The sequence below is a fragment of the Limnoraphis robusta CS-951 genome, from assembly GCF_000972705.2.
On the sequence record NZ_LATL02000035.1, the window covers coordinates 1 to 12,358 of the forward strand.

The following is a 12,358-nucleotide window of genomic DNA, read 5'->3' on the forward strand; positions in this document are numbered from 1 at the left end:
ATCACTCATTCGGACACCCGCCCCTACATGACTTCTGCTATATAACCCATCACTTCACGCTTAAAATATCCGGTTTAAGTCTAATATAAAACCCGGTAAAACATCCTCACCGGATAGATGAGTTGGATTAACTAATACTTCGATATCCCGATCTTTTCGATAAATTTCTACCTGTTGATTTTGCGGATCAATTAACCATCCGAGTCTGGCTCCATTATCCATATATTCTTGCATTTTAGCTTGAAGTTTAGACAAACGATCCGATTCTGAACGCAATTCTACGACAAAATCAGGACAGAGGGGAACAAAACCTTTTCGTTGTTTTTCGGTTAATATCTCCCAACGGTTTCGACTCACCCAAGACACATCAGGAGAACGATTGGCGCCGTTAGGAAGTCTAAATCCTGTAGAAGAATCAAAGCCTTCTCCTAATTCTAAATGTGCTTCAACCCAATTCCCAAATTGCCCAATTATACTAAAATTTCGCTTACCGGATTCGCCACCAGTGGGGGGATTCATAATTAACTCTCCTTCTGATGTGCGTTCTAATCTTAAATCCCGGTTAACCATTGCGATCGCTTCAAACTGTTCTGGGCTAACATGGAGAGCAATTTCACGGGGTATTTCTAAAGAAAGAGTTTCTGATTCATAATAGATTTGCATGATTGATCATCTCTCCCTTTAATTAACGTGATCATTTCCTTGTCCAATATATTTTAACTTCCATAAACAACCGGAGATTAAATTTGTACAAATATGAGCTAAAATGGGTACAAATAAATTACCGGTGGCGATCGCACTATATCCGAGAATCAATCCGACAACCGTCGCCCAAATCACATAGGGCCATTGTTGGGAACCGCTAAAATGCAGCACGCCAAAACAAACACTTGAGATAATTAACCCCAACGGGGTAAAGCCAACTGCCGCTAAAATCACACCCCGAAACAGCAATTCTTCACTCAAACCGGGTAACAATCCGAGCCACAACAAATCCGGCCATAATAATGGAGTCAAGACTAACTTTAAATATAAATCAGCACTGCGACTATAAGCCGGCCAAAGGCGATAAATAACCGAACTGGCAACTGTAATTAAAATCCCAATTGCCAAGCCCAAAGAGATATCAACGGCAGTAAAATGAACAGGCAAAATCGAGACTTGACTCAAATAGAGCCATAATTTAGCAACAATTAAAAGTAAAGTCGCCGTTCCTCCCATCGCCACAAGAACTTGGATGCGCGTTAACGGTTCAAACTCAGGATTTTTAGGACTATGTTCTACCACGATGTTATTAAAAAATGCAAAAAAAACAATCAGTCTATAAAATAGAACTTGAATCAATTTTAGCGATCGCCAACAGATTAGGGCGCAGAGCATTGTGATCAATTCCCGCTCGATCAGCCACCAAAACTCCCAAGGCTTCTAGATAAGAATTCACCGTGATGGCTTTAATTCCTAGAGATTCTGGAGAGACTTGCATTCGAGTTTGATTTTCCTCGACAGCAATCATCAAAGTTCGGCGATCGCTAAAACTTAGAATAGCACTCCCTCCGCAGGCTGTGGCAGGAACAACCACCGCATCGACAGAATTTCCCCAGATGAGATCCCGAGAACCCGCAGTATTGACAGCAGGAGTCACAAACTGAGGTGCGCGACTCAACCCGACTAAAACACAGGGAAGAAACGTATACCCCAATTCTTCGGCAGCAGAACGCGGTGATAAATCGGGATCGAGTGGTAAAGTAGACAAAGCTGGAGCATGAGCGCAAGGAATTTTAAACTGACGGACAATCAGGTGACTAATTACGGCTTCCGCGCCTGCTAACGGATCAACACCCTGTCCATGTCGGTATTGTTCGAGAGTGAGACTCTCTTGATTTTCAGGAAAACGAGTGACAACAGCAATGGCTTCGGCTTTGGCTTTTTCAATCAAAACTTCGGCGCCTCGCAGCAAGCTACCAGGGTTCTTGATCGTCCCCCAGGAGGCTCCAGAAGCCGCCGTTCTCAGCTCAACATCTATTGGAGCATCCGTGACGACATAATCGGTTAAACTTAAACCTAGCGTCGCTCGTGCGGCATCTGCAACTTGGAGATGACGTTGGCGTAAGTCGGGTTCAATGGCTTGATCGAGGAGTAACCCCACCCGGTTCTGATGAACGGGTTGTAGCCCCCAAGAACCTCTGGCAAATTGATCCAGTGCGTAGCCTTCGACATAGAGAACGTTGGGTAGAGGCCAGTAAAGTTGAGCGCCATTGAGAACGTTAGGATGAGTAATCAGGCGATCGCAAATTTGAGACATCGCCCGAGCCACAGGTAAAGCATCTCCCGCATAGCCTCCAATGGCGGCGCCAACTCCGGTTGGTATGATTAAAACGACAGTATATGGACGAAACATGATCATTCCTACTCAGCCGTGATCAATTGTGCCTTAGAATGGAAGTCTGTAAGCCCACACACCTCTATCGATGTTCTCGCTCTAGGGAATCGACTTATGCTGATCTGTCCGCAATGTCAGTTTGAAAATCCCAATCATCATAAATTTTGTCAGAAATGCGGCTATTCTTTAACGCAGAAATCTTGTGGTGAATGTGGTTTGACGGTAGCAATCAATGATCTTGATTGTCCTCATTGTGGAACACGAACTGGGACAGTTTGGTTGGCGATAATTTCCAGTTCTCTAGTGGCGAGTCAGGATGATAGTATTTCTGATATTGCTGAAAACTCTGCATCATCAGAAGAAATTGATAGATTGCGGGGAGCGATTACTCAAATTCCCGAAGAAACTCAAACAGAAATAGATATCATTCCAGGAACAACTCCGGTAGAATTGGAACTTGAACTGACTCCTGATCAGATTTCGGCGGATGATGAAAATCATCAGGAGTCAGTTGATTCGGTGGCTTCGGAGACTTCTGATCAACGAATGTGGGTTTCCGCCGTTTTCGATGCGAGTGAAATTCCCCCGAGTGATGCTCTTCAAAGTTCTACTGGTGATGATTCCTCTGAGTTGGAGTCGGAAAGTTCTGCTGATCTCAGCTTAGAGAAGGGAATGTATTTAGATGAAAATCAGCGATATCAACTGATTGAATCAGCGACGCTACAACCGGGTAAAATGGTTACAGTGCCAGTTCTTGATACTCAGCCTCTTCAGATGTCTCCCCTACAAGCAGCACCTGCTCTGCTATCGTCACCCGAGAAGATGGATGTTTTTGTGATTGCTGCCGCTCAAGCTTATTTTACACTCGCCACTCAGTTTCAAGAACATTTTCCCCTACTGCAAGATGCTTGGAAATCTGATCAATATACGGTGGTTCTCTTGAAAGATTTTTCTCGGTTTCCGACTCTACTCGAGAAATTTAGCGCTCAACAAACTTCACCTCAGAAAATTTTGGATTGGCTAGAACAAATGGCGGNTGATTGCTGCCGCTCAAGCTTATTTTACACTCGCCACTCAGTTTCAAGAACATTTTCCCCTACTGCAAGATGCTTGGAAATCTGATCAATATACGGTGGTTCTCTTGAAAGATTTTTCTCGGTTTCCGACTCTACTCGAGAAATTTAGCGCTCAACAAACTTCACCTCAGAAAATTTTGGATTGGCTAGAACAAATGGCGGATTTATGGGAAATTCTAGAAAATTTTCAGATGCGTCAAAGTTTACTGGAGTTGACGAATTTGCGAGTTTCTCCAAGTTTTCCTCATTCGATTTGCCTACAACAATTATATGCTGAATCTGAAAATTCTACCCTTTCTTTGTTCGATTTAGGTGAGGTTTGGAAAGCGTTAGTTGAAAAATCTCAACGCACTTTGTTTGGTTCTCTGACGCAATTGATGCGGGATTTGTGTGAAGGTAAAATTGAAACGATCGCCCAACTGCAAGATCAGTTAAGAGAGGTTCGCGAAGAATTCTATTCCTCGTCAACTGAACCGGAATCTTTACCCATTTCTAGCCCAACCCGTATTCAGCTAGATCAGGAGGACGATACTGATTTAGGAATTCTTAAAGCGAATTCAGCACCTACTGTTCCCGACATTAACCAATTATTTCACTTACAGGCGGTGGGCGCAACAGATATTGGTCGCAAACGTCAGCGTAATGAAGATTCCTTTGGGGTACAAACGATCATACACGAACAACAAACGCCTCAAGGACGGATTTTAGAAGCGAAGGGATTATATATTCTCTGTGATGGAATGGGAGGACACGCAGGCGGTGAAGTGGCGAGTCAGTTAGCGGTTGACACGCTCAAGCAATATTTTCAATCGCAATGGACGGGAGAACTGCCCAGTCGAGAAATGATTGACGACGCGATTGTACAAGCCAATAGTACCATTTATGAGATGAATCAGCAAGCGGTTCGTTCGGGCATCGGACGCATGGGAACAACCCTTGTGATGGCAATTGTTGTCGATCATCAAGTGGCGATCGCTCATGTCGGGGATAGTCGTCTGTATCGTTTAACTCGTTCACAAGGGATTAAACAGGTTACAGTTGATCACGAAGTCGGACAGCGTGAAATTCTCCGGGGAGTGACTCCTGAAGTGGCTTACACTCGTCCAGATGCTTATCAATTAACCCAAGCTTTAGGTCCACGCGATCACAATTTTGTCAAGCCAGATATTCAGTTTTTGAAGATAGAAGAAGATACTGTTTTGATTTTGGCATCTGATGGTTTAACGGATAATGATTTACTCGAAATTTATCACGGGACTCATATTGATCCGTTGCTTGATCCGCAAATGGATCTCAACGTTGCAGTTNATGCTTATCAATTAACCCAAGCTTTAGGTCCACGCGATCACAATTTTGTCAAGCCAGATATTCAGTTTTTGAAGATAGAAGAAGATACTGTTTTGATTTTGGCATCTGATGGTTTAACGGATAATGATTTACTCGAAATTTATCACGGGACTCATATTGATCCGTTGCTTGATCCGCAAATGGATCTCAACGTTGCAGTTCATCAATTAATCCAGCTTGCTAATGAACACAACGGTCACGATAATATTACCATCATTGTGATTCGGTTGTTAGTTTTAGAAAAGCCCAAGTCAAATGCCGATTAATGTTTACAACTTCTTTGTGTCTTTGTGTCTTGGTGGTAAGATTCAAGGCTTGACCCTTGTAAACAAGCCAGCGCGAAGCGCTATAGATATTTTCCAAAAACCGGGTTTCTCAAAGAAAGCGATTTTTTAGATCTTGACTCCTTCGATATCGGCTTCGGCTGACTCATACAACTGCCGTAATTTTTGTAATTTTTCCGCGTCAGTTTCCCATAAACCCCGACCATTGGCTTCTAACATTCGGCTAACAATATTACGAAAAGCTTCGGGATTTGCTTGTTGTAATTTTTGCGCCATTTGTTCATCAAAAGCATAGGTTTCTGCTGCTTGGTCATAAACCCAATTATCTTTAAAATTCGCAGTTCCCCCCCAACCGATTAAAGCTGTCATGCGTTGAGAGATTTCATAAGCGCCGCCACTGCCTTGATTTGACATGGATTCTGCCCATTTGGGATTTAACAATTTAGTGCGATATTCCATGCGAAGTAGGTCTTCTAAATTGCGGGGTGTGGTATCTTTTGAAAAGCTTTCCACAAAGCTAGCATTCACTTTTTTACCTTGTTGTTTTTCGGCTGCCCGTTTCAAACCGCCCGTATTGGCATAATATTCTTGAATATCCGTTAAACCGTATTCTACAGAATCAATTTCCTGAACAATTCTTTCAGTGGTTTTCAATAATTGCGTCATCACTTCTCGTCTGGCTTGACCCTTATCTTTGCGTCCATAACTAAACACATTTCGTCCTTCCCAAGTTTGGGCGAGTTCATCTCCAGACTCCCAATTTCCATCAACAACTCGGTCATTTACCAACGACCCAAAATCCCCCGCAGGATTAGAAAAAAGACGGGCAGAGGGGTTTTCAACGCCTTGAGATTTTAATTCTAAAGCGTGTTTTCTAATATAGTTTTGTTCGAGAGGTTCATCTGCATCAGCCGCCCGTTGAAATAAATCATCAATTAACTCAATAATATTCACAAAACTATCGCGGAAAATCCCTGAAAGATTTCCTAACACATCAATACGCGGATGGTTAATTGCTGTTAACGGTTTGAGTTCATAACGCACAATTCGACCTGTGCCTTCTTTAAGCGGTTCAGCCCCTACTAATTCTAACAAAATACCAATTGATTCTCCGCGTGTTTTAATGGCATCTAAACCCCACAACATCACGGCAACCGTTTCGGGATATTTGTGATTTTCTTGTAAGTGTTGATTGATAATTTTATTAGCAATTTCTCGACCTCGTTCATAAGNAACAAAATACCAATTGATTCTCCGCGTGTTTTAATGGCATCTAAACCCCACAACATCACGGCAACCGTTTCGGGATATTTGTGATTTTCTTGTAAGTGTTGATTGATAATTTTATTAGCAATTTCTCGACCTCGTTCATAAGCTGCCGGAGAAGGCATTCTGTAAGGGTCTAACGCATGAATATTGCGACCTGTTGGCAATACTCCCGGCCCATCTCTTAACAAATCTCCTCCGGGGGCAGGTGGAACATATTCCCCATTTAAACCCCGCAATAAATTCGTTAATTCATCGGTCGTTTGCAGTAACAAATCTCGAATCATTTGGGCTTTTGGGTCATTGTTATCGATAACTTTTCCCTCAAAATAAGCTTGAAGATAGGAGTCTAACGCTTCTTCTGTAGGGGCTTCTCCTAAGGTATGTAAGCCCGATGAAAACAAACGTTGTTCGACAATTTGTAAGTATTCATAAACGTTGATAAAATAGCGATATAAAGACTCAACACTAAACATTCTGGCTGTTTCAGGGCTAAACTCAATTCCCAATTTTTTAGCATCTTCAAACGGACAATCAACCTCTAAACCTGTATCGACAATTTTTTTAGAAATTGCTTCTTGTAACGCTGAATTTTTCTGCGGGTATTCTCGATATTCAGCAATTAAATCTCGCAGTGAAACCAATTCTTTATACAGCCCAGCCCGACTATAAGGGGGAACATTATGAGAGATTAAAACCCCATAACCCCGACGTTTGGCTAAGATCGATTCTGAGGGATTATTAGCAGCGTAAATATACAGATTTGGCAGATTTCCCAGTAAAATATCTGACCAAGAATAGCCTGTATTTCCTAACGGAGAACCGGGCAACCATTCAACAGTCCCGTGCATTCCAAAGTGAACAATAGCATCAGCTTTAAATTCATTTTGCAGCCATTTATAATAGGCAACATATTGAGGATGAGGCGTTAAATCTCGTTCAAACATTAACCGCATGGGGTCGCCGGAAATGCCTAAAGGCGGCTGAACTCCTATCCAAATATTATTGAGTTGAACACCGCCAAGATGAAAATCTTCGCCATCGGTTTTAATGCCTGTCCCGGTTAAAGATTGCCATTGTTTTTCGACGCGAGTTGTGAATAAATAGCCCAACCATTTATCTAAAGTTTTGACATTAACAATATTTCTCTTTTTTCCGTTCTGTTTAGCTAAAATTCCGGTAATATCTTCGTCGGATTCTTTAACTTTTTTAATTAATTCTTCCCCATCTTCAGGAATTTCACCAACGGTATAACCCTGTTCTTTTAATGCCTTTAAAAACTTAATCAAACTGCGGGGAACGTTTAATAATGCTGCCGTCCCCGTCGCCCCATAACCAGGAGGAAAACCATACAAAATAATTGCAATTTTACGTTCAGAAGTAGGTGTTTTTCTTAAGTTAATCCAGTTTTTAACTCGTCCCGTTAACCGTTTAACTCGTTCAGGAATAATATAGATATTTTCTCCGACTAAACCCCCCAAAGGAACCGTATCAATTGCCCCATCAAGTTCGGGTAAAGCATAAAGAACAACACTTTGTAAACCGCCAATTCCTTGACGAGTCCAAGAATAAATATCTTGAATGAGTAAAGGGGCTGCTATTAAATAGGGAATATTCTTAGCGATGAGGATTTTTTTAGCAATATCAACCTGTCTTCCTGCTTCCATTGAACCTGCGGGGCCACCAACTAATGGAAAGCCAATCGTAGAGACAATGGCATCGACTTCAACGGCTTCTTTTGACAGCGATAATGTTTCAATATTACCCTGTTGACGTTGTTGGGTTTCATAGGCAGTTGTCATCCAATCTCTAACTGCGACATGACCTTCAACGCCGTTAATAAATATGGGTAAAGGGATTAATCCTGCTTGTTCAAAATAACGAATTAACTGGGGGATATAGGGTTGTTTGGTAATAACGTGTTTACGATACAGTAAAATTCCGACAACCCCAGAATTTGGACTCGTTTTTTGTTGATACCAGTCTAAATATTGTTTGGGAGATTCAAAATAACCTTGATAGTCTGGATGAAGTAAACCCATATTAGGCGTTTCAATTGGAGGCGGAATTTCTCCAATTTTTAAAGCTAAATAGTTTTCGGCAATTGTCCAAAACATCGCCGCAACATTTTCTGTTCCGCCTGCATTCCAATAGCCGTAAATAATTAACCAATTGCGGAGGTCTTGAACTTTTTTAACCGGAACAAATTTTAACAGTTTCGGCCCTGTTTTCAGAAAGCTAATATATCCGGCGAGTTTATCTTCTTCTCGCCCACTGGAAAATTTACTGAGAATAAACTGCACAGGTTTCGGCATTCCTTTCGGTTTATCGCCGATTTTAAACGCCCCAATTTGAGTTAAACTCATCAATTCTAAGGCTGATTCAAAGACTAAACGAATGGGAATATTTTGCACTCGTTCCCGCAACCATAATACTTGGTCATAATCAAATAATAAACTCGCAAAAAACACATCCGCCTTTTGCAGGGCCGCCTCTACTGTGTCTGGTTCGCTGTTGAGGGCGCGATCGCTAAAAATGTCAATTTTTAACTCTTGACAGCGCTCAGAGGCTAAATGAGCCGCCTGACGGTACAAATCAGCGTTAAAAGATTCAAACCCAGCAATTAATACAATCCGTTTCATAGCCCCAAGTTGCTCACTCTGTTCAGATTGATATTTTAATGATAAATGTTTTTTGGCAACATTAGACTAATTTTCGGAATCTATACTGTTGTCCTTGATAATAGATCCCGGATAGATTATATCTCTCCTCTAGTTTAGCGGATAACAAAAATGGTTTCTTCATCAGCACTTACCTGATTTAATTCAATGTCTGCGATCGCCAACTTATCCCCAAACACAGGTTGAGTATTTATTGGTGGATAATAATAGCCGCGATCGCGAGTCATAAAAAAGTAGGATAGACAATGCCTATCCTACCCCTTAGTAACTTATATTTATGAATTACAGATTGATATTTGTTACTATTGAGTAACATCATTTTCTGGCATTTCAATCAAAGAACTATCGTTAACAACAGAAGAACTATCAGATTGACCTAGATAAGAATATACAACTTTTTTGGATGGACGTTTGAATACAAATCGGTAGATAAAAATTAAGCCCAAGAGTAAACAAAATCCAGGTAAACCAAATCCAGAAGCAAAAGAAGACTTCACACCATCCATTAATCCTTCAGCGAATTGGCTTAAAGTCCAAATCGTAACGANATCGTTAACAACAGAAGAACTATCAGATTGACCTAGATAAGAATATACAACTTTTTTGGATGGACGTTTGAATACAAATCGGTAGATAAAAATTAAGCCCAAGAGTAAACAAAATCCAGGTAAACCAAATCCAGAAGCAAAAGAAGACTTCACACCATCCATTAATCCTTCAGCGAATTGGCTTAAAGTCCAAATCGTAACGATTGAGGTTCCTTTGGCAACTCCCGATAGAGCGTCTCCTGCTATATTAACAGTAGCATTAAGAGCATTGTCGGCTACATTGCCAGCAATATCAACTATAGCCGTTACAGTATGAGAAATTGCATCCCCTGTTGCTGAAGCCGCATTTTGTACAAGCTCTGAAGTACCAGTCACAGCATGAACTGTATTAGTTGTAGCTTGACTAATAGCTTCACCTGTTTTTGAAGCTGTATTTGCCACAAAATTAGCTGTTTCTGTTGTGAGTTTACCTGCTAATTCACCTGTTTGAGAAGCCACATTTTCCACAGCATGAACTGTATTAGTTGTAGCTTGAACGAGAGTTTCACCCGTTTTTGAGGCAGTATTTGCCACAAAACTAGCTGTTTCTGTTGTGATTTTACCTGCTAATTCACCTGTTTGAGAAGCCACATTTTCCACAGCATGAACTGTATTATTTGTAGCTTGACCGACAGCTTCACCCGTTTTTGAGGCTGTATTTGCTACAAAACTCACCGTTTCTGTTGTGAGTTTACCTGCTAATTCACCTGTTTGAGAAGCCACATTTTCCACAGCATGAACTGTATTAGTTGTAGCTTGACCGACAGCTTCACCCGTTTTTGAGGCTGTATTTGCTACAAAACTNGTTTCTGTTGTGAGTTTACCTGCTAATTCACCTGTTTGAGAAGCCACATTTTCCACAGCATGAACTGTATTAGTTGTAGCTTGACCGATAGCTTCACCTGTTTGTGAGGCAGTATTCGCCAATACTTCCATTGAACTTTTAGCAGCATTACCAAGCTTATCAGTTGTTTGAGTCGTTAAATGTGTAGCTGCTTCTTTGCTTGATTCGGCAACTTTTGTTAGTTTATTCCAAAAATTAGCATCCTGGACTATTTCTTCTGTTTGCTGTTCAAAGGAAACTAAATTTTCTGTCAAAACCATCAATTTGGAGGTCATCATAGTTTTCGAGTTGTGAAATAATATCAACTCAGCTTTAATTTTGGCTGATAACTCTATATTCGCGGATATCGCCGTTAAAAGCATCAGGGATTGTACGGATTTTTTTAAGAAAATTTCTCTCAGTAAAAATACGGAAGTCTTAATTTAATGATTTTCAAATGCGATCGCATTGCCAAACTATTGTACAATTAAACCATAATCTTTTCATCGGCTAACATTGGCTTACGATAANTATCAACTCAGCTTTAATTTTGGCTGATAACTCTATATTCGCGGATATCGCCGTTAAAAGCATCAGGGATTGTACGGATTTTTTTAAGAAAATTTCTCTCAGTAAAAATACGGAAGTCTTAATTTAATGATTTTCAAATGCGATCGCATTGCCAAACTATTGTACAATTAAACCATAATCTTTTCATCGGCTAACATTGGCTTACGATAACCTTTGTAAACGGCTTGCAGAAGAATCTCCGGCTACTTTTGCTCAGTGGTTACTGGGAACGATTCAAGTTCTTAAAACTGAACTGAGTCTTGAACCGATTAGTGCAGATGCTATCACGTTTTTACAAACATCCGAGCAAATTTTGCATCTAGAATTTCAAACTCAACCCACCTCTGAACCGCCTTTACCCTTGCGGATGTTAGACTATTGGGTGAGGCTTTACCGCAAATATCGCCGTCCCATTCAACAGTTTATTATCTTTCTGCAAGCCACAACTTCTGAAGTGGTTTTTACCGAAGAATTTGTCACAGAAACCACCCGACATCGTTATCGAGTTATTCGGATGTGGGAACAAAACCCCGCTATTTTTCTCAATGATAGGGCGTTGTTACCCTTAGCCCCCCTAGCAGAAACCAATTCCCCAGAAACATTGTTAACCCAAGTGGCGGCAGAAGTCGCTAAAATTGAAGCAATAGAACAGCGTCGAAATGTCTTAGCCGCAGTTCAAATTATTGCGGGTTTAAGATATGACAAAACGCTGATTCAACAATTACTCCGGGAGGATATTATGCGAGAATCTGTGATTTATCAAGACATTCTGCAACAAGGAGTTCGTCAAGGAGTTCAACAAGGGCGAGAAGAAGGACGAGAAGAAGGAGAAGCTAATTTGATTCTTCGTCAATTAACTCGTCGCTTTGGTGAACTTTCTCCAGAAGTTATACAACGTATTCGCAGTCTATCTTTACCTCAGTTAGATGCTTTGGGTGAGGAATTATTAGATTTTACTGAGATTGCGGAAGTCGTCACTTTTATTGAACAGTTTACCTCAGAAAATGCCAGCTAAATGAGATAGTTTTACTCAATCTTGACGCCTTCGATATCGGCTTATGCTGACTCATCCAACTGCCGTAATTTTTCTAACTTTTCTGCGTTTTTTCCCATAAACCTCGACCATTGGCTTCTAATATTCGACCGACAATATTCCTAAATGCTTCGGGGTTTGCTTATCGTATGTAACGCCGCGTCTACGGTGTCTGGTTCGCTGTTGAGGGCGCGATCGCTAAAAACGTCAATTTCTAAATCCTGACAGCGCTCAGAGGCTAAATGAGCCGCCTGACGGTACAAATCAGCGTTAAAAGATTCAAACCCAGCAATTAATACAATCCGTTTCAT

Annotated in this window: 10 protein-coding genes and 1 pseudogene; 3 read left to right on the forward strand and 8 right to left on the reverse strand. The window is 41.1% G+C overall.

Going from position 1 to position 12,358, the window contains the following annotated elements; all coding sequences use genetic code 11:
- Positions 1–60: 60 nt before the first annotated feature.
- Genes WN50_RS02740 through WN50_RS02750 form a run of 3 tightly spaced genes read right to left on the reverse strand, consistent with a single transcriptional unit; the run spans position 61 to position 2,398 of the window.
- Positions 61–663 carry a Uma2 family endonuclease gene (locus WN50_RS02740; RefSeq protein WP_200906196.1) on the reverse strand — a complete coding sequence of 201 codons (603 nt, stop codon included), beginning with the start codon at positions 661–663 and terminating at the stop codon, positions 61–63.
- An 18-nt stretch (positions 664–681) separates the two neighbouring features.
- Complete coding sequence (locus tag WN50_RS02745; protein ID WP_046282405.1) at positions 682–1,287, reverse strand: CPBP family intramembrane glutamic endopeptidase; 606 nt, start codon at positions 1,285–1,287, stop codon at positions 682–684.
- 34 nt (positions 1,288–1,321) lie between these two features.
- Entirely contained in the window at positions 1,322–2,398 is a 1,077-nt protein-coding gene (locus tag WN50_RS02750; RefSeq protein WP_046282403.1) for a DUF3326 domain-containing protein, read from the reverse strand.
- 96 nt (positions 2,399–2,494) lie between these two features.
- Here WN50_RS02750 and WN50_RS37310 point away from each other — a divergent pair.
- Together WN50_RS37310 and WN50_RS02760 are read left to right on the forward strand one after the other, a co-directional pair.
- On the forward strand, positions 2,495–3,416 hold a 922-nt coding region (locus tag WN50_RS37310), incomplete at its 3' end, for a double zinc ribbon domain-containing protein (protein ID WP_425354775.1).
- Positions 3,417–3,479: 63 nt separating this feature from the next.
- A partial coding sequence (locus tag WN50_RS02760) for a serine/threonine phosphatase (protein ID WP_235440811.1) occupies positions 3,480–4,763 on the forward strand: 1,284 nt, incomplete at its 3' end.
- A gap of 432 nt (positions 4,764–5,195) precedes the next feature.
- On the opposite strand, the gene WN50_RS02765 is transcribed toward WN50_RS02760, so the two are convergent.
- From WN50_RS02765 to WN50_RS36825, 3 genes and pseudogenes are all read right to left on the reverse strand, one after another.
- The gene (locus WN50_RS02765) at positions 5,196–6,233 is read right to left on the reverse strand and encodes a cobaltochelatase subunit CobN (RefSeq protein ID WP_049557782.1); all 1,038 of its coding nucleotides are present in this window, start codon (positions 6,231–6,233) and stop codon (positions 5,196–5,198) included.
- A gap of 87 nt (positions 6,234–6,320) precedes the next feature.
- Positions 6,321–8,995 (reverse strand): annotated as a pseudogene (gene bchH, locus WN50_RS02770) (magnesium chelatase subunit H); the annotation flags it as partial.
- Positions 8,996–9,129: 134 nt separating this feature from the next.
- Complete coding sequence (locus tag WN50_RS36825; protein WP_281062627.1) at positions 9,130–9,261, reverse strand: hypothetical protein; 132 nt, start codon at positions 9,259–9,261, stop codon at positions 9,130–9,132.
- A gap of 1,910 nt (positions 9,262–11,171) precedes the next feature.
- Here WN50_RS36825 and WN50_RS02780 point away from each other — a divergent pair.
- Positions 11,172–12,029, forward strand: coding sequence for a DUF4351 domain-containing protein (locus tag WN50_RS02780; RefSeq protein WP_046276779.1), 858 nt, complete (start codon positions 11,172–11,174; stop codon positions 12,027–12,029).
- A gap of 73 nt (positions 12,030–12,102) precedes the next feature.
- Here the strand turns inward: WN50_RS02780 and WN50_RS37315 are convergent, their stop codons facing one another.
- Both WN50_RS37315 and WN50_RS02785 read right to left on the reverse strand, forming a co-directional pair.
- A complete protein-coding gene (locus tag WN50_RS37315) occupies positions 12,103–12,165 on the reverse strand; it encodes a hypothetical protein (RefSeq protein WP_152964678.1) in 63 nt (20 codons plus the stop codon).
- Between the two features lie 4 nt (positions 12,166–12,169).
- The coding region (locus WN50_RS02785; protein ID WP_046276778.1) for a DUF3479 domain-containing protein at positions 12,170–12,358 on the reverse strand (189 nt) is incomplete at its 5' end.